The organism is Stenotrophomonas sp. DDT-1 (assembly GCF_001580555.1).
Taxonomy (GTDB): domain Bacteria; phylum Pseudomonadota; class Gammaproteobacteria; order Xanthomonadales; family Xanthomonadaceae; genus Stenotrophomonas; species Stenotrophomonas sepilia.
Window position 1 is genome coordinate 99,490 of the sequence record NZ_LEKR01000003.1, and the last position, 17,461, is coordinate 116,950.

Here is a 17,461-nt window from a genome sequence, read left to right on the forward strand (position 1 = left end):
CGGAGACGCTCCGATGGTCTAGCATGGCCCCCTTTCCCGTGATTGCCCCCACCGCCATGCCGTTCCTGGAACTGACCCTGCGCTGCACCGAAGCCACCCAGCCCCGCTATGAAAATGCGCTGGAGGACGTCGGCGCACTGGCCGTGACCCTGCTCGATGCCGAAGCCGACACCAGCAACGAACAGGCCATCCTCGAACCCGGCGTGGGTGAAACGCCGCTGTGGGACACCCTGGTGCTGAGCGCACTGTTCCCCGCCGACAGCAATGCGCTTTTGCTGCTGGCCGCGCTGGAATCGTTCGATCCGGAACTGGACTGGAGCAACGGCAGTTTCCGCGCCGTCGAGGATGAAGACTGGGAACGCGCCTGGCTGGACCAGTTCCAGCCGATGGATTTCGGCAGCCGTACCTGGATCGTGCCGTGGAACCATGAACTGCCGGACGCCGCGCAGGCCGCCGATGCCGCCGTGGTGCGGCTGGACCCGGGCCTGGCCTTCGGCTCGGGCACCCACCCGACCACCGCCCTGTGCCTGCGCTGGCTGGACCAGCTGGCCGTGGACGGCCAGTTGCAGGGCCAGCGCGTGCTCGACTTCGGCTGCGGCTCGGGCATCCTCGCCCTGGCCGCGCTGAAGCTGGGTGCCGCCGAAGCGGTCGGCGTGGACAACGATCCACAGGCGCTGGTCGCCACCGCCGACAATGCCGAGCGCAACGGCGAGCAGGCGCGCATGCACGTGTACCTGCCGCAGGACGAACCGGTCGCCACCTACCCGATCGTGGTCGCCAACATCCTTGCCTCGGCACTGGACGCGTTGGCCGAGCTGCTGGCCGCGCGCGTCGCTGCCGGCGGCCGCATCGCCCTGTCCGGCATCCTGCATGGCCAGGAAGGCGAACTGCTGCAGCGCTACGCCGCGTGGTTCGACGACCTGCAGGCGACCCAGGATGGCGACTGGATGCGCATCACCGGCGTACGCCGCGCCTGATCGTGATTGAATGACCGCTGGATCCGAGCCCGCACCCTCTGAGCATGTCCGAGCCGAACCCGCCGCGCCGCCCCTTGGCCACCTTCCTGCGCCCCGCGTCGGAAGGCGAGGCTGCACCTGCGACCGATTCACGCACGCCCGACCCGGCGATGCAGGACATCCCGCCAGCCCAAGCCCGCGCCCCCCTCGAAGCGGCGCTGCCACCGATGGCGGAAACGCGACCGAGCGATGACATCGTCAACCCCGACGAAGCGGCCGTGATCGAACCCGTCCTTGCCGTTCCGGCCCCGCAGGCCGTGGCTGGGGATGCACCCAGTTTCCTGGGCACCTCGCGGCCACGCGCACTGCCGACGCCACGCTGGCACTGGGGGCTGGTCGCCGGACTGGCACTGCTGCTGGTCCTGCAGAGCGTGCTGGCCGATCGTGCGCGACTGGCCGCCGACGCCGGCAACCGCGCCTGGCTGGGCGCACTGTGCGGCGTATTGCGCTGCAGCCTGCCGGCCTGGCATGAACCCACCGCGTTCACCATGACCAGCCGCGAGATCCGCCCCCTGCCGGGCCAGGCCGGCGTACTGCAGGTGCAGGCCAGCATCCGCAACGATGCACGCTGGGCACAGGCCTGGCCGGATCTGCGCCTGTCGCTGTCTGACGCCGATGGCCGGGTGATCGGCAGCGGCGTGTTCGTACCGGCGCAGTACCTCGGCGAGAACCCCGGCGCGGCCGTGCTGGAACCGGGCCAGAGTGCACGCATTGCGTTCCGCGTGCAGGAACCCGCCGCATCCACCGTCGCATTCACCTTCGACTTCCTCTGAGCAGGATAGAGGCGACCAGCCGTGGCAGGTCGGGCACGCTCGCGCTAGACTGGCCGCCACCACCTCGTCCGGCCGCGCGCTCCGCGCGCACGGGCCAACCGAATCGGGAACCCCCTTGAACGCTGTCCTCTCTCGTCCTGACAACAGTCGTGGCGCTCCCCGGCCACCGCTGCGTGAACACGTCGCCCAGTCCGTGCGCCGCTACCTGCGTGACCTTGATGGCTGCGACGCGGACGATGTCTACGAGATCGTGCTGCGCGAGATGGAAATCCCGCTGTTCGTGGAAGTGCTCAACCACTGCGAAGGCAACCAGAGCCGCGCCGCAGCGATGCTGGGCATCCACCGCGCCACCCTGCGCAAGAAGCTGAAGGAATACGGCATCAGCGCGTAAGCGCGCGTGGGTAGTGCCGGCCGCTGGCCGGCAACCCCATGAACGATGGCAGGACCGGTAGATCCACGCCATGCGTGGATCGAAGCCCGGCAGAATCAGCCGCCTCCGCCCGCCTTCCAGTAGTACCTCACCACATGGAAGAACACGGGCGCGGCGAAGCACACCGAATCCAGCCGGTCGAGCATGCCGCCATGGCCCTCGATCATGTGGCCCCAGTCCTTGATGCCACGGTCGCGCTTGATCGCCGACATCACCAGGCCGCCCCAGAACCCCATCAGGTTGATCAGCAGCGACAGGCCGAACGCCTGCAGCGGCGTGAACGGGGTGATCCACCACAGCGCCGCTCCCAGCGCGCTGGCACTCAGCACGCCGCCCACGAAGCCCTCCACCGTCTTCGACGGCGACAGCTTCGGGGCGATCAGGTGCCGGCCCAGCAGCTTGCCCCAGATGTACTGCAGCACATCCGAGGACTGCACCACGATCACCAGGAAGGCAAACAGCAGCACGTTGCGCGCCGGGTCATGCCCGGGCACATGCAGGTTGAGCAGCAGCGGCACATGCGAAATGCAGAACACGCAGATCATCAGCCCCCACTGCACCTTCGCCGTCCGCTCCAGGTAGTGCGTGGTGTCACCACCGATGGTCGACAGGATCGGCAGGAACAGGAACGCATAGACCGGGATCAGCAGCGTGTACATGCCGTACCAGTCGATCCACACCAGGTAGTACTGCCACGGCAGCACGATGTAGAACGCGGCCAGCAGCGCGTAGTAGTCGCCCGAGCGGGTCGGTGCCAGAGTGATGAACTCGCGCAGCGCGAACAGCGAGATGATCGCAAACAGTACGATCACCCCGGCGCGACCGAAGAACAGCGCCAGCCCGACCACGATCGCCATCACCCACCAGGCGCGGATGCGCGACACCAGGTTGGCGATCACCGCACTGGGCTGCCCACGCTGCCGCCAGCGCAGGGTCTCGGCCACCAGCGTGGCCAGCACCAGCACCGCGCCGACGCCGGCAAACAGCAGGCCGGTCTGCTGGCCCACGCTGCGCGCGGCCAGGTCGCCGGACACGTCCATCAGATAGCTCATGCGCGCCCTCCATTCGGCGCCAGGTCCAGCAGCGCCTGCCGGCTGCGGGCCAGGAATGCGGCCTTGTCCTCGTCGGCCTGCAGCCGCAGCGGCGTGCCGAACGTAGCCGTGCACAGCAGCGGCAGCGGCAGGAACCGGCCCTTCGGCATCACCCGCTTCAGGTTGTCGATCCACACCGGCACGAACTCCAGCTCCGGCCGTTGCCGCGCCAGGTGGTAGATGCCGCTCTTGAACGGCAGCAGCGGCTCATCGCCCACATTGCGCGTGCCTTCCGGGAACAGGATCAGCGAGCACTCTTCGTCCACCGCATCGCGCAGCACCTGCAACGGGTCCTGCTGGCGATGCCCGGCCTCACGCTCTACCAGTACACCATTGAACACCGCATCGATCAGGTAGCGGCGCAGGCCGTCGCGCTGCCAGTATTCGGCGGCGGCCACCGGGCGTACCTGTCGCCGCAGCGCGGGCGGCATCGACGACCAGATCAGCACGAAGTCACCATGGCTGGCGTGGTTGCCGTAGTACACGCGGCGCTCGCTGGACGGCGCACAGCCGATCCACAGCGCACGGGCGCCGGTCACCACGTGGATCGCGCCACTGCAGGCGCGTGCAATCAGTTCGGCGAACATCGGCCCCTCCCGTTCACGTCTGCGGCCACACTAAGGCCAGCACCAGTAGTGCGGCCTGCACTGCTGTCAGCAGGTACTGGCGCAGCAGCAGCCGGCGCATGCCGGCCCAACGCACGTCCCAGCCGCGCAGCGGCGCATCGGCCGGTGTGCGGCGCAGGCCACTGTCCTGCAGCAGCTGGTCGGTACGGCGTGCAGCGGCTTCGCCGTCCAGGCCTTCATCGCGCAACAGCTGCAGCAGGCTCGCGTCCAGCCCGACCCGCCATGCATGGTAGGCCTGCATGAGCCCAGCGCCCACACTGAGCAGCAACAGCCCGGCGGCGATCATCGCCAGCCCCGGTTCGATGCCCAGCAGCAGCAGCGCCACCAGCAGCAGCCCCAGTGACAGCAGCGCGGGCCAGCGTCCCTGGCGCAGCAGCAGCTGCATGGTCGCCAGATCGGGAACGGCACTCATGCGCGTCCTCCAGCCGCTGCGGTGATGGCTTGCAGATGCTCCGGGCCCAGCACGATGCCGGGGCGTGCCGCACGCACGATGGCGACCGCCGCCTCGACTTCCGCGGCACGGCCCGTGCGCAGCAGCCACGTCGCCACGCTGGCGGCACTGCGTGAGTAACCCAATGCGCAGCACACCAGCAGCGGCCCCTGTACCCGCAGCCGTTCGATGGCCTCGGCCGCCTCGCGCAACTGGTGCGGCGTGGGCACCACCAGATCCAGCATCGGCACGCTGGCATACGCCGCGCCCGGCGCGCGGCAGGACAGCTCGGCGCAGGCATCGACCACGCCCACCAAAGGTGCCGGCAATACCGTGCAGGGAATCCGGCCCAGCCACACGCCGTCCAGCACCGGCACCGGTTGCGGCGCACGCCGTGTCCACAGCCGCGAGTTGATCCAGGCGGCGCCCAGGTACGGTGCCAGCAGCCAGCGTGCCGCCATGGTCAGGCGACCATCGGCGCGCTTCTGGAACACCGCCGTACCCAGACCGGCATAGGCCAGCGCCACCAGCAGCAGCGACACCACCGGCCACAGCAACCACAACGCCGTACCCCGCAGCAGGACCACCGGCACCAGCAGCACAGCGGCCCCCAGCAGGTACAGCGCAGCCAATCGCCACCGCTTGGCATGCCGCGCGATGCGCCAGGCCCGCAGCGGTGGCGTGCCCTGCTCCGGCCACAACCACACGCACAGCCAGCCGGCCAGCAGGCCGGTCGGGATGTCGATGAAATGATGCTGGAACGTGGTCAGCACCGAGACACCGATCAGCAGCGCCCACACATGCAGTACCCAGCGCCAGGCACCGTGCAGGTACTGCGCGAACTTCACCCACAGCACGATCAGCAGCACGATGTGCAGCGATGGCGCCTGGTTGAACGGCTTGTCGAAACCCAGCAGCACATCGAACAGCCAGCCGAACACGCCGCCGATCTCCGGCCGCTCGAAACTGAAGCGCAGCGGCCACAGCAGGAAACAGGTCACCGCGATCAGCTGTGCACTGAACAGCCGCAATGCGTGCCGGTCCAGTTCGAGGCGCTGCCGGCACAGGAAGAACGAGATTGCGTAGAACAGGTCGATCGACCAGTACGGCACGATCGTCCATGGCACGAACGGAATCTGCGTTTCCCAGCCGAACGCCATCACCGGCAGTTCGGCGTGGCGGCCGGCCATCCAGTTGGCGAAGCCGTAGCTGGCAAAGAAGAACGGGCCCAGCAGGGCCAGCCACAGCAGCGCGCGCCGCCAGGGGCGCCCCGCCGTGGCAAGCGGAGTTGCAGCCAGCGTCGCCATCACGCGGTCCGGCGTGCCAGCGACACAGTGAAGATGCCGAAGTCATCGATGCGCTGCGCCACTTTCTCGAACCCGGCCAGGCGCACCAGTTCATCCATTTCCTGCTGGGTGCGGCGGCGCATCACCCACGCAGCGCCACCACGATGACTGGTCAGCGCGCGGGCGATGAACTCCAGCTGCGGGTGCCAGGGCTGGCCGGTGTAGGCCAGGTAGCCACCCATCGGCACCGTTGCGGCGATGCCCTGCAGCGAGCGCAGCACGGCGTCGTTGTCGGGGAACAGTTCGTACAGCCCCGATACCACCGCCAGTGTCGGCGCCGGGTCGACCTGCGCCAGCTGCACCGGATCGAACGCATCGCCCTGCTCGAAACGGGCGATGTCGGACGCACCGAGGCGCTCGATCAACGCCTGGCCCTGGGTCACGTTCAGACCGCTGAAGTCGCGCAGCACGATGCGCTCGGCGCGTTGCTCGCCCTGGCCCAGCGCTTCCAGTACATAACGGCCATGGCCAGCGGCCACGTCCAGCACGCGCACCGGCGTGCCCTGCCCGCGCAGGCGCTGGGCGGCATCGCGCAGCAGTTCCTGCAGGTGCCGACCGCGAATGCGGATGCCGCGCCAGCCGATCGCATCCAGGTAGTTGCGGTCGACCAGGCGACCCAACGGGCCCTTGCCACGTGCTTCGTCGCGATAGATGTAGTCCAGCGTGCTGCCCGAATCGAAACCGGTCTGCAGGCCCAGCGCGATGCCTTCGGACAACGTGCCACCGAAACGCAGGCCGCCACGCACCACGCGCCAGCGCAGGTCGGCCAGGCTGTTGCGTTCCGGTGGCCAGGCCAGGATCTCCGATTCCTCGAAGGTCGGCCCATGGCGGTGCGCATCGCGGCGCGACAGCTCGCGCAACGGCTCGGCGAAACGCGCCTGGATGAAGCTGCGGATGCGCGCCAGTGCCGGTGCCCGATCACGCTCGCCCAGCGTGTCGTGGAAGAAGCCTGGCAGATGCACGCGCTCCTTGATCGGGCTGGACAGGCGCTCGTAGAAGCGGTCCTGCGGGCCACGGTGCACGACGAAGTCCGAGCCGGACACCAGCAGCTGCACCGGCGCGCTGATCGCCTGCGCATCGGCGACGATGCGATCGGCCGCCTCGTACAGGCCCAGCAGCACCCGCACCGAGATTGGCCGGGTGATCAGCGGATCGGTGCGGTAGCTTTCCACCCGCGCCGGATCGTGGGTCAGCCATTGCGGCTTGACGTAACTGTTGACGAAGAAGTTGCCGCGCAGCTTCTGCATCAAGGCCAGGCCCGGGCGTGCGAACGGCACGTACAGCTTCACCTTGAACGCCGGCGAGGCCATCACCAGCGCGCGCAGGCGTGGCGCGTAGTCGTGCACCCAGGTGGCGGCGACCACGGCACCCACGCTCTGCGCGATCACCACGATGTCTTCCACCGCGATCCCATGCTCGGCGCCGATGTGGGCGATGAAGCTGTCCAGGTCGCGCACCAGCGCCGGAAAGCCCGGTGCATCGCCACGCGCGCCCGGCGAACGGCCATTGCCGCGCGCATCCCAGGCGAAGAAGGCGGTGTCAGGCAGGTCCAGCTCATCGACCAGATGGGTAACACGCCCGGAGTGCTCGTGCCCGCGGTGCAGCAGCACGATGGCCCGGGTGGCCGGGGTGGCGGTGGTGCCGGCCCAGTACCGGTAGAACAGCGGTACCTGGTCGAAGCTGTGGAATTCCCGTTCCTGCGCCTGACGCATGCAATCTCCTGATTGTCTTTTTGTATCTGCTTGATTAATTCGGCGAAACCGCCGCTTCCCGCAGTCCGCGACGGACCCGGTTGATCATCGTCAGCACGCACAACACTGCCATGGCTGCAGCCACGCCGCTGACCGTCAGTGCACCGCCCCAGCCGAAGGCCAGCAGCAAGCCCAGCGCACCGATCACGAAGGCGCGGTCGCTCTTGCCCATCGGGCCGTCATAGCGGCGGCTGGCGCCGACCATCAGCCCCAGCACGCCGGCGTATTCGCTCAGCGCCGCGGTCCAGGCCAGCAGCCACAGCGGCTCCGGGCGCACGCCCGGCACGCTGAGCAGGCTCAGGTACAGCGCCGCATCGGCGATCACATCGCACAATTCGTTCAGATAGGCACCCAGCCGCGACTGCTGGCCGAATTCGCGGGCCAGCATGCCGTCCACGGCGTTGAGCGCCATGCGCAGCAGCATCCACAGCGGCAGCAGCAGGTACAGCCATGGCTGGGCCGGTGCGCAGCACCAGACGGCGCCGGCCACCAGCAGCGAGACCACGGCAGCGGCCACTGTCACCGCATTGGCGGTGATCCCCATGCGGTACAGGCCGCGTACGGCCGGACGCAGGAGGTCCTGAAAACGTCCTTTCAATGCATAGATCGACACGATCCGAACCCGCTGATCCTTGGCAGTTCCCGCACAGCCTACCCGATTGGGGCCGCGCGCCCCATCGAATTGATTGCGGCCCCCCGGCCAGACGGTGCTGAAGGCGGCCACAGGCCATCGGTGCGGGTTGATTACCACCACCAGCGCCCGCCACCGGCCCCCACCGCCTACAATATCGGCCCCGCTCCGCTGCCGATTCCGTCCCATGACTGCTGATCTGTTGCCCGTCCGCCGGGCCCTCCTCTCCGTTTCCGACAAGACCGGTCTGGTCGAGCTGGCCACTGCGCTGGCGGCACGCGGCGTGGAGCTGCTGTCCACCGGCGGCACCGCCAAGGCGATCCGCGAGGCGGGCCTGGCCGTGAAGGACGTGGCCGAGGTCACCGGTTTCCCGGAAATGATGGACGGCCGGGTCAAGACCCTGCACCCGATGGTGCACGGCGGCCTGCTGGGCCGCTCCGGCCTGGATGACGCGGTGATGGCCGAGCACGGCATCGGCGCCATCGACCTGCTGGTGCTGAACCTGTACCCGTTCGAATCGGTCACCGCCAAGGCCGACTGCACCCTGGCCGACGCGGTCGAAAACATCGACATCGGCGGCCCGGCCATGCTGCGTTCGGCGGCCAAGAACTTCGCCCGCGTGGCAGTGGCCACCGACCCGTCGCAGTACCCCGAGCTGCTGGCCTCGCTGGAGGCCAACAACGGCCAGCTGACGGCTGCCACCCGCTTCGCATTCTCGGTGGCCGCGTTCAACCGCGTCGCCCAGTACGATGCGGCGATCAGCAACTACCTGTCGGCGGTCACCGCCACCGACGCCGCCGTGCCGGCCCGTGCCGAATACCCGGCGCAGATGAACTCCACCTTCGTGAAGGTGATGGACCTGCGCTACGGCGAGAACCCGCACCAGAGCGGCGCGTTCTACCGCGACCTGCACCCGGTGCCGGGCACGCTGGCCACCTTCCAGCAGCTGCAGGGCAAGGAGCTGAGCTACAACAACCTGGCCGATGCCGATGCGGCGTGGGAATGCGTGCGCCAGTTCGATGCGCCGGCCTGCGTCATCGTCAAGCACGCCAACCCGTGCGGCGTGGCCGTCGGTGCCGGCAACGGCGATGCCTACGAGCTGGCCTACGCCACCGACCCGACCAGCGCGTTCGGCGGCATCATCGCCTTCAACACGCCGCTGGACGCCGCCACCGCCAAGGTGATCCTGGACCGCCAGTTCGTGGAAGTGCTGATTGCCCCGGACTACGAGCCGGCCGCGCTGGAGTACGCGCAGAAGAAGGCCAACGTACGCGTGCTGCGCATCCCGCATGGCGACGGCCTGAACAACTTCGACAGCAAGCGCGTCGGCTCGGGCCTGCTGCTGCAGTCGTCGGACAACCGCGGCATGACCCGCGACGAGCTGAAGGTGGTCAGCAAGCTGGCGCCGACCGACAAGCAGTTCACCGACCTGCTGTTTGCCTGGAAGGTGGCCAAGTTCGTGAAGTCCAACGCGATCGTCTATGCCAAGGACAACCGCACCATCGGTGTCGGCGCCGGCCAGATGAGCCGCGTGTACTCGGCCCGCATCGCCGGCATCAAGGCCGCCGATGCGAACCTGGTGGTCGAGGGTTCGGTGATGGCCTCCGATGCGTTCTTCCCGTTCCGCGACGGCATCGATGCCGCCGCTGCCGCCGGCATCAAGGCGGTCATCCAGCCGGGCGGTTCGATGCGCGATGCCGAAGTGATCGCCGCCGCCGACGAACATGGCCTGGCCATGGTGTTCACCGGCGTGCGCCACTTCCGCCACTGATCCGCATCACCAAGCCGGGCCCTGCCCGGCTTTTCTTTTCCGTATCCGAGAACCCTGTCCCATGAAGATCCTCGTCATCGGCTCCGGCGGCCGCGAACACGCCCTGGCATGGAAGCTGGCCCAGTCCTCCCGTGTCACCGACGTGATCGTGGCGCCCGGCAACGCCGGTACCGCCAGCGAAGACAAGTGCCGCAACGTGGCGGTGAAGGTGACCGATATCGACGGCCTGCTGGCGCTGGCCCAGGCTGAAGGCGTGGCGTTGACCGTGGTCGGCCCGGAAGTACCGCTGGTGGCCGGCGTGGTCGACCGCTTCCGCGCCGCCGGCCTGCGCATCTTCGGGCCAACCGCCGCCGCCGCGCAGCTGGAAGGCAGCAAGGCCTACGCCAAGGATTTCCTGGCCCGCCACAACATCCCCACCGCGTTCTATGCCGTGCACACCGACGTGGACGCTGCCCTGGCCTACATCTGCGAGAAGGGCGCACCGATCGTGGTCAAGGCCGATGGCCTGGCCGCCGGCAAGGGCGTGATCGTCGCAACGACGTTGGCCGAGGCCGAAGACGCGGTGCGTGACATGCTCTCCGGCAACGCGTTCGGCGATGCCGGCGCCCGCGTGGTGATCGAGGAATTCCTCGATGGCGAGGAAGCCAGCTTCATTTCGATGGTGGACGGCGTGCATGCGCTGCCGATGGCCACCTCGCAGGACCACAAGCGCGTCGGCGACGGCGACACCGGCCCCAACACGGGTGGCATGGGCGCGTACTCGCCGGCGCCGGTAGTGACGCCGGAGGTGCATGCACGCGTGATGCGCGAAGTGGTGAACCCGACCGTGCAGGGCATGATCGCCGACGGCATCCCGTTCACCGGTTTCCTCTACGCGGGCCTGATGATCGACGCCAGCGGCGCGCCGAAGGTGATCGAATTCAACGTGCGCTTCGGCGACCCGGAAACCCAGCCGGTGATGTTGCGCCTGCAGTCCGATCTGGTCGAACTGGTCGAAGCGGCCATCGACGGCCGGCTGGAACAGGTGCAGGCGCACTGGGACCCGCGCCCGTCGCTGGGCGTAGTGATGGCCGCCCGGCCGTACCCGGAATCGCCGATCACCGGTGATGTGATTTCCGGCCTGGGCGACGTGCCGGCCAGCGCCAAGGTGTTCCATGCCGGCACGGCATTGGACGCGCAGGGCCAGGTGGTCAGCGCCGGCGGCCGCGTGCTGTGCGTGGCGGCGCTGGGTGACAGCGTGCGCGACGCGCAGGCCAACGCCTATGCCGGCGTGGCCAAGGTGACCTGGGCCAACGAATTCCACCGCAACGACATCGGCTGGCGCGCGATCGCACGCGAGGGGTGAGGCTCCCCCGCTCCCATGCATGGCGCGGATTGAATACCACGGTAAAGCAAAGGCCCGGCATTGCCGGGCCTTTGCTCTACAGGACTGCTTCGAGACCCTTCCGATCAATCAGGTTAAGCAACTTCAGTGACGGTCCGCTGGGTTTCTTTTCGCCCTGCTCCCAGCTGCGTACGGTGGAAACGCTGGTATTGAGAACCCCCGCAAAGACCGGCTGACTGAGCTGCAGTGACGTACGCAGGGCACGGATCTGGGCACTGCTGTACTCAGGGACCGGCTCAAGGCAAAGTGCTTCGTAGCTGCTCAACCGACGTTTATCGATGAAGCCATGCGCGTGCAGACTCACAGCAGCATCATGCACCGCTTCAAGAAGCGCACTTTTCGCGCGCCGTCGCTCAGGGGTCTTCGTCATGGCCGATCTCCTGTAGATCCCCGTACTCCACGGCGCGATTCAGCTGCGCCGTACTCATTCTCAGGAACTCCGATGCGTACAACTGCAGCGCATCCCGTTCCGCATTCGTGATCGCAGCACGTTCATTCTTCTCGTAGCCGGAAAGGAAGAACCAATGCCCGCCTCGCTGTGTGGCGACGATGATTCGAACGCTCCCACGCTTTCCTCGCCCCGGCAACGGAACGCGCTTCTTGAAGATTCCGCCGCCAAGATCAGCATCCACCAGACCCGCTTCCATTTCACGTACCGACCGGTACAGCGCAGCGTCGGACAGGTGGTCCTGCGCATACTGCGATTGAAACTTCGTGTGCGGAAGACGCGTGGCATGATCATACCGTGCCACTGCGTGGTACGGCGTGAACATCAGCATCCAGCACATGGCCCGGTCGGCACAATCACCGCTCTGGCGTCAGAGTAGAGCCACGCCATGCGTGGCTAAGCCCCACAAACGAAAAAGGCCCGGCAGTGCCCGGGCCTTTTCATTGCTTCAACGCCATCCCGCCTTACGCGGTGAAGAGCGCCTTCATCTTCTTCAGCGCGTTCGCCTCGACCTGGCGGATGCGCTCGGCGGACACGCCATACTCGTCGGCCAGCTCCTGCAGCGTCACCTTGCTGTCGGCATCCAGCCAGCGACGACGGATGATGTCGCGCGAACGCGCATCCAGTTCGGCCAGGCCTTCGCGCAGCAGCTGCATCTGGTTGTCTTCGCTGTCCTCGCGCTCGTAGGCCATCGACGGGTCTTCGTCATCGGCAACCAGGAACGCAGCCGGCGACGGCGGAGCGTGCTCGTTGTCCTCGTCGGTCGGCGCATCGAAACCGATATCGCGACCGGACAGGCGCGACTCCATTTCCATGACCTCGCGCTCGGACACGTTCAGGTCCTTGGCCACCGCGCTCACTTCCGCCGCGTTCATCCAGCCCAGGCGCGTCTTCGACTTGCGCAGGTTGAAGAACAGCTTGCGCTGCGCCTTGGTGGTGGCGACCTTCACGATGCGCCAGTTCTTCAGGATGAACTCGTGCATTTCGGCACGGATCCAGTGCACGGCGAAGGAGACCAGGCGCACGCCCATGTCCGGGTCGAAGCGCTTGACCGCCTTCATCAGGCCGATGTTGCCTTCCTGGATCAGGTCGCCCAGCGCGAGGCCGTAGCCGTTGTAGCCGCGGGCCACGTGCACCACGAAGCGCAGGTGCGAATGCACCAGCTCGCGGGCGGCGTCCAGATCGTTGCCGTCGCGGAAGCGACGGGCCAGGTCCTGTTCGTCATCGACCGACAGCACCGGGATCTGGTGCACGGCACCGATGTAGGCGTCCAGCGAACCGAGCGCACTGGGAATCGGGAGATTGTTTGCCACAAGGGCAGTAGAGGTGTTCTGGCTCATAGGCACCCATCTTAGCAGTCCGGGATTTGGACTGCTAAAGGAGGAAAAAGTTCCAGCATCCTATTGATGCAACACTGGTCCCAAACAGAGCCCTACCGTAGCGCGATTTGATGACAGTGGCGAGCACGCTTTTCGGGATTCACAATCCCTTGGAATTCAAGCAATTACCGGGCGGAAACCGGCCGATTTCAGTCAAGCGGAGCTGAACGGGCCGTTCTGAAGGCCCATTCAGCGCCGAAGACGTTGCCCAGTGTTCAGGCCCGGCAGCCCGCCGGTGCTCAAAGCGCCGAACGCGGCGGCAGCGACCAGTCGATCGGGGCCTGGCCGCGACGCTGCAGGTACTCGTTGGCCATCGAGAAATGCCGGCAGCCGAGGAAGCCACGATGGGCCGACAGCGGCGACGGGTGCGGCGATTTCAGCACGCGATGGCGTCGGGTGTCGATGACCTTGCCCTTCTGCTGCGCATAGGCGCCCCACAGCATGAACACCAGGCCTTCGCGTTCGCGGTTGAGCACGTCCACCACGTGATCGGTGAAGCCCTCCCAGCCACGTCCCTGGTGGGCACCAGCCTTGCCCTCTTCCACCGTCAGCACGGCATTGAGCAGCAGCACCCCACGTTGCGCCCACGGAATCAGGCAGCCGTGGTCCGGGCGCGGGATGCCGAGATCGCTCTCGATCTCCTTGTAGATGTTCAGCAGCGACGGCGGCACCGGCACGCCCGGCGGCACCGAGAAACTCAGGCCATGCGCCTGGCCGCGGCCGTGGTACGGGTCCTGCCCGAGGATCACCACCTTCACCTGCTCGAACGGCGTGGCGTCGAACGCGGCGAAGATCTGCGGGCCGGGCGGGAACACCGCCGCGCCACTGGCCTTGCGCTGGCGCAGGAAGCTGGACAGCTCGCGCATCTGCGGCTGCAGCAGGTAATCGCCGACATGCTGCTTCCAGCTCGGTTCCAGCTGGATCGTCGGGGTGTCGGCTACTTCATCCATCATCGGATCAGGGGTCCATCGTTCAATCGCGCGAGGCGCAGCTGGAACAGCACCTTGGTGACCAGCAGCCGCTCTTCGATCGGCTTGAGCACCAGGTCATTGGCACCGGACTGCAGCAGCCCGGTCTGGTTGTGCGGGTTGCCGTCACCGGTCATCACCAGCACCGGCAGGCGGCGCTTGCCGTAACCGAAGTCCACGCGCACGCGCTGCACCACGTCGCGCCCGCTCAGTTCGCCCTTCAGGGTGACATCGGTCAGCACCAGGTCGATGCGGTGGCGGCTGCGGCCCAGCGACTCGGCAGTGAGCAGGGTGAATGCCTCTTCGGCGCTGACCACGTGCAGTACGTTCAACTGCTGCCGCTCAAGCATGCGCTTGGTGGCCTCGGCCACCACCCGGCTGTCCTCGATGTAGAGGATGGTGGCGCCGGGGATGGTCTGCGGCTGCACATAGCCACGGATGAAGGTCGCCAGTGCCTCATGGCCCAGCGCCTTGTCGAAATAGTCGGTGACGTACTCGGTGAAGCGACGCTGCTCCAGGTGCTGCTGGGCATCGCCGGACACAACGATCACCGGCACATAGGCCTGGCCGGCGGCTTCGCGCACCATCCGCGCCAGCGCCAGGCCGTCGCCATCGCGCAGGGTCAGCGAGGTCGTCACCAGGTCCACCGGGCCCTGCGCCAGCGCCTGCTGCGCATCCTCGATGCTGTCGCAGCCGATCACCTCCACGCCCGGCAGGTCACGCTGCAGGACATCGGCGATCAGCTTGCGGACCAGCTTCGAACCATCGACCACCATCACCCGCGTCGCGGGCCCTTCAAGGTGCTTCAGCGCTTGCGGTTGCATGCCGGTCTCAGGTGTCGGTCGGACGGGTCTGGCGGAGGAAGTGGCCGGTCACCAGCCAGGCGCCCAGCCAGCCCAGCAGCAGCGTGCCGACCAGGACCAGGCCGCCGTGCAGCAGGTCCAGGCCATGCAGCACGAACGGGCTGCCGTAGCTGCGCGAGAGTTCGGCCAGCGGCACGCGCAGGGCGGCACCGGCGGCGCCGATCAGGGCCAGCGCTACCGCGCCGGCGCCCAGCCCGTACCACGCGCCCAGGTACAGGAACGGGCGGCGGATGAAGCCATCGCTCGCGCCGAGCAGCTGCAGCACGCCGATCTCTTCGCGACGGGCCTGGATATCAAGGCGCACGGTGTTGCCGACCACCAGCGCGGCACCCACGCCGAGCAGCACCGACAGCACCTGCACCAGACGTGCACCGAACGCCAGCCAGGCGTCCAGGCGCTGGCGCCACAGCGCATCGTGCTGCACCAGATCGGCCTCGGGCAGGCTTTCCAGCGCGCGTGCCAGGCGTGCGTCATCCTTGCCCTGGCCCGGGGTGATCACCAGCAGCGAGGGCAACGGATTGTCGTTGAGCGCATCGATCGCCTCACCGAGGCCGGCATCGCGCAGTTCCTGCAGGCCCTGCTCGGGTGTGCGCACATTCACCTCGGCCACGTCATCGCGGTCGCGCAGCTGGCCGGCCAGGCGAAGCGCACCGGGACCATCGACGTTGCCCTTCAGGAACACGTTGATGTCGCGCGACTGCTGCACGCTGCCGGCGAACTGCTTGAGGTTGTCCAGCGCGATCGACAGCCCCAGCGGCAACGCCAGCGCCAGCGCCATGACCATCACGGTCAGCAGGGTCGCCCACGGCTTGCGGCAGGCGCGGCCCAGGCTGAACACCACGCTGTGCACGTGGTGCTGGAACCAGACGCCCACGCGCGACGGGGCGGCGGCTTCGCTGTTTTCGTTCTTCGCCATCGGTTACTCCGCCAGGTCCTGCGGCGAGATGTCATCCACCAGCCGGCCGTGGTCGAGGATCAGCACGCGCTTGCGCATGCGGCGCAGCAGCGGCAGGTCGTGGCTGACCACCAGCACGCTGGTGCCGCGCGAGGGCAGCTCGGCGAACAGGGCCATGATCTCCGCCGCCAGGGTCGGGTCGAGGTTGCCGGTTGGTTCATCGGCCACCAGCAGCTTGGGCTCGCCGACGATGGCACGGGCGATGCCGACGCGCTGCTGCTCGCCGGCCGACAGCTGCGAGGGCAGCGCCTTCTCGCGGTGGCCCAGGCCCATGCGCTCGAGCACTGAACGCACGCGCTTGTTGATGTCGCCACGGCGGGTACCACGCAGGATCAGCGGCAGCGCCACGTTCTCGGCAATCGAGCGGTCCATCAGCAGGCGGTGGTCCTGGTAGACCGCCCCCACCGCGCGTCGGTGGCGCGGCACGTCGCCGCCGCGCACCTTCAGCAGGTTGCGCTCGTCGAACACCACCGCGCCGCGGCTTGGCCGCTCGTCGAGGTGGATCAACTTGAGCAGCGTACTTTTACCCGCACCGGAATGGCCGGTGACGAACAGCATCTCGCCCGGCGCGACCTCGAAGCTGACATCGGTCAGTGCCTCGTGGCCACCGGCGTACTGTTTGCTGACATTGTCGAAGCGCAGGACACTCATGCCCCGATTATGCAGGACCGGCGCGACGGATCGGTAGCGCCGGGCCATGCCCGGCGGAATCTTCGATCCGCCGCTACGTCCGCCCGACCTGCGCTGGCGCTACCCCTCCCTGCGGGCGTGCAGTACCACCAGCGCGTTGTTGTCCCGGTATTCATCCCAGAAGCCGGGAGGCCGGCCCCGGCACTCCGCCGCTGTCGGCGCCGGCACCCGCCACTGCAGCCCGGGCAGCCCCGCGCGGGCTGCCGCCTGCTCATGCTGGTCCGCACGCCATTGATGGTCGGTGACGCGTGCCACGGCCGCACCGGCGAACTCCACCTCTACCAGGTGATGGTCATTCCGGGCCTGCTGCCGGACGATGCGCGCGCCGTAACGCGAAAAGTCACCGTTGGCCAGCCGGAAGGCAGGATGGGTGACGATGCCCAGCAGCCGACCGCCCGGTTTGAGCACGCTCGCTGCTGCCCGGTACATGCGCTCCAGTTCCTGCAGCGTATCGGCATGGTTGAACAGCCAGACCGCCACGGCAATATCAAAACGGGCTGGCAGGTCCAGCCGGGTCGCATCGCCGTGCAGGAACTGCATGGCGTCACCACCCTGCGCCGAAAGCTGGCGCGCCTGTTCGATCATCGCTGCGGACAGATCGACGCCGAGGGCGCTTCGTGCACCGTGAAGCAGAAGGTGACGGCCGAAGTCACCGGAGCCGCAGGCCAGGTCGATGACATCCCGCCCCTGCAATGGACCGGCCAGCTCCAGCAGCGTCCGGCGTTCCAGCGGACGGGACGCAGAGGCCGCCACGTGCTGTGCGTAGTGCAGATCGAATGTGTCGTAACAGGGTACGGATGCCATCGCGTGACTCCTCCGGATGCAGGAGGAATCAGCTTGGCTGCAGGCCGGCAGGCGCGGCCAGAGTCAGACGCGACAGGGTTTCCTGGCCGGCGACTGCGCTGCATG

The 17,461-nt window shown here is 67.6% G+C and carries 19 protein-coding genes; 5 read left to right on the forward strand and 14 right to left on the reverse strand.

Features of this window, described 5'->3' with window-relative positions; translation table 11 throughout:
* The first annotated feature begins 56 nt into the window (after window positions 1-56).
* The 3 genes from prmA (at window position 57) to fis (ending at window position 2,180) form a co-directional block, all read left to right on the forward strand.
* Complete coding sequence (prmA, locus tag AB839_RS02500) at window positions 57-977, forward strand: 50S ribosomal protein L11 methyltransferase (RefSeq protein ID WP_061478211.1); 921 nt, start codon at window positions 57-59, stop codon at window positions 975-977.
* Window positions 978-1,021: 44 nt separating this feature from the next.
* A complete protein-coding gene (locus AB839_RS02505) occupies window positions 1,022-1,789 on the forward strand; it encodes a DUF3426 domain-containing protein (RefSeq protein ID WP_061478166.1) in 768 nt (255 codons plus the stop codon).
* A 115-nt stretch (window positions 1,790-1,904) separates the two neighbouring features.
* Window positions 1,905-2,180, forward strand: coding sequence for a DNA-binding transcriptional regulator Fis (gene fis / locus AB839_RS02510; RefSeq protein WP_005419706.1), 276 nt, complete (start codon window positions 1,905-1,907; stop codon window positions 2,178-2,180).
* A 95-nt stretch (window positions 2,181-2,275) separates the two neighbouring features.
* On the opposite strand, the gene AB839_RS02515 is transcribed toward fis, so the two are convergent.
* The 6 genes from AB839_RS02515 to AB839_RS02540 are packed head-to-tail and all read right to left on the reverse strand — an operon-like array spanning window position 2,276 to window position 8,076.
* Window positions 2,276-3,271 (reverse strand): phosphatidate cytidylyltransferase, encoded by a 996-nt coding sequence (locus AB839_RS02515; protein WP_061478167.1) that lies wholly within the window; start codon window positions 3,269-3,271, stop codon window positions 2,276-2,278.
* Entirely contained in the window at window positions 3,268-3,897 is a 630-nt protein-coding gene (locus tag AB839_RS02520) for a lysophospholipid acyltransferase family protein (RefSeq protein ID WP_005419712.1), read from the reverse strand. The genes AB839_RS02515 and AB839_RS02520 overlap by 4 nt, the downstream gene beginning before the upstream one ends.
* Before the next feature lie 13 nt (window positions 3,898-3,910).
* Window positions 3,911-4,348, reverse strand: coding sequence for a hypothetical protein (locus tag AB839_RS02525; protein ID WP_061478168.1), 438 nt, complete (start codon window positions 4,346-4,348; stop codon window positions 3,911-3,913).
* Window positions 4,345-5,673, reverse strand: a complete 1,329-nt coding sequence (locus AB839_RS02530; RefSeq protein ID WP_061478169.1) for a phosphatase PAP2/dual specificity phosphatase family protein — start codon at window positions 5,671-5,673, stop codon at window positions 4,345-4,347. Before AB839_RS02530 ends, AB839_RS02525 begins: the two co-directional genes overlap by 4 nt.
* Entirely contained in the window at window positions 5,673-7,424 is a 1,752-nt protein-coding gene (locus AB839_RS02535) for a bifunctional alpha/beta hydrolase/class I SAM-dependent methyltransferase (RefSeq protein ID WP_061478170.1), read from the reverse strand. Before AB839_RS02535 ends, AB839_RS02530 begins: the two co-directional genes overlap by 1 nt.
* Window positions 7,425-7,458: 34 nt before the next feature.
* Entirely contained in the window at window positions 7,459-8,076 is a 618-nt protein-coding gene (locus tag AB839_RS02540; RefSeq protein WP_061478171.1) for a CDP-alcohol phosphatidyltransferase family protein, read from the reverse strand.
* Window positions 8,077-8,281: 205 nt separating this feature from the next.
* Here AB839_RS02540 and purH point away from each other — a divergent pair, with 205 nt between their 5' ends.
* The gene (gene purH, locus AB839_RS02545) at window positions 8,282-9,865 is read left to right on the forward strand and encodes a bifunctional phosphoribosylaminoimidazolecarboxamide formyltransferase/IMP cyclohydrolase (protein WP_061478172.1); all 1,584 of its coding nucleotides are present in this window, start codon (window positions 8,282-8,284) and stop codon (window positions 9,863-9,865) included.
* A 61-nt stretch (window positions 9,866-9,926) separates the two neighbouring features.
* The gene (gene purD, locus AB839_RS02550; protein ID WP_061478173.1) at window positions 9,927-11,210 is read left to right on the forward strand and encodes a phosphoribosylamine--glycine ligase; all 1,284 of its coding nucleotides are present in this window, start codon (window positions 9,927-9,929) and stop codon (window positions 11,208-11,210) included.
* Window positions 11,211-11,286: 76 nt separating this feature from the next.
* Here purD and AB839_RS02555 read toward each other — a convergent pair whose 3' ends face one another.
* From AB839_RS02555 to AB839_RS02590, 8 genes are all read right to left on the reverse strand, one after another.
* On the reverse strand, window positions 11,287-11,619 hold the full coding sequence (locus AB839_RS02555; protein WP_019338970.1) for a DNA-binding transcriptional regulator: 333 nt from the start codon (window positions 11,617-11,619) through the stop codon (window positions 11,287-11,289).
* Window positions 11,603-12,022 carry a type II toxin-antitoxin system RelE/ParE family toxin gene (locus AB839_RS02560; protein ID WP_241776734.1) on the reverse strand — a complete coding sequence of 140 codons (420 nt, stop codon included), beginning with the start codon at window positions 12,020-12,022 and terminating at the stop codon, window positions 11,603-11,605. Before AB839_RS02560 ends, AB839_RS02555 begins: the two co-directional genes overlap by 17 nt.
* A gap of 139 nt (window positions 12,023-12,161) precedes the next feature.
* A complete protein-coding gene (gene rpoH / locus AB839_RS02565) occupies window positions 12,162-13,037 on the reverse strand; it encodes an RNA polymerase sigma factor RpoH (RefSeq protein WP_005411269.1) in 876 nt (291 codons plus the stop codon).
* A gap of 278 nt (window positions 13,038-13,315) precedes the next feature.
* Window positions 13,316-14,029 carry a uracil-DNA glycosylase gene (gene ung, locus AB839_RS02570; RefSeq protein WP_005419723.1) on the reverse strand — a complete coding sequence of 238 codons (714 nt, stop codon included), beginning with the start codon at window positions 14,027-14,029 and terminating at the stop codon, window positions 13,316-13,318.
* Window positions 14,026-14,868: a response regulator gene (locus AB839_RS02575; RefSeq protein WP_005411271.1), complete on the reverse strand. Its 843-nt coding sequence runs from the start codon at window positions 14,866-14,868 to the stop codon at window positions 14,026-14,028. Before AB839_RS02575 ends, ung begins: the two co-directional genes overlap by 4 nt.
* Before the next feature lie 7 nt (window positions 14,869-14,875).
* Window positions 14,876-15,823, reverse strand: coding sequence for a permease-like cell division protein FtsX (gene ftsX, locus AB839_RS02580; RefSeq protein ID WP_061478174.1), 948 nt, complete (start codon window positions 15,821-15,823; stop codon window positions 14,876-14,878).
* Between the two features lie 3 nt (window positions 15,824-15,826).
* Window positions 15,827-16,513 carry a cell division ATP-binding protein FtsE gene (ftsE, locus tag AB839_RS02585; RefSeq protein ID WP_005419728.1) on the reverse strand — a complete coding sequence of 229 codons (687 nt, stop codon included), beginning with the start codon at window positions 16,511-16,513 and terminating at the stop codon, window positions 15,827-15,829.
* 99 nt (window positions 16,514-16,612) lie between these two features.
* Complete coding sequence (locus tag AB839_RS02590) at window positions 16,613-17,356, reverse strand: class I SAM-dependent methyltransferase (protein ID WP_061478175.1); 744 nt, start codon at window positions 17,354-17,356, stop codon at window positions 16,613-16,615.
* Window positions 17,357-17,461: the final 105 nt, after the last annotated feature.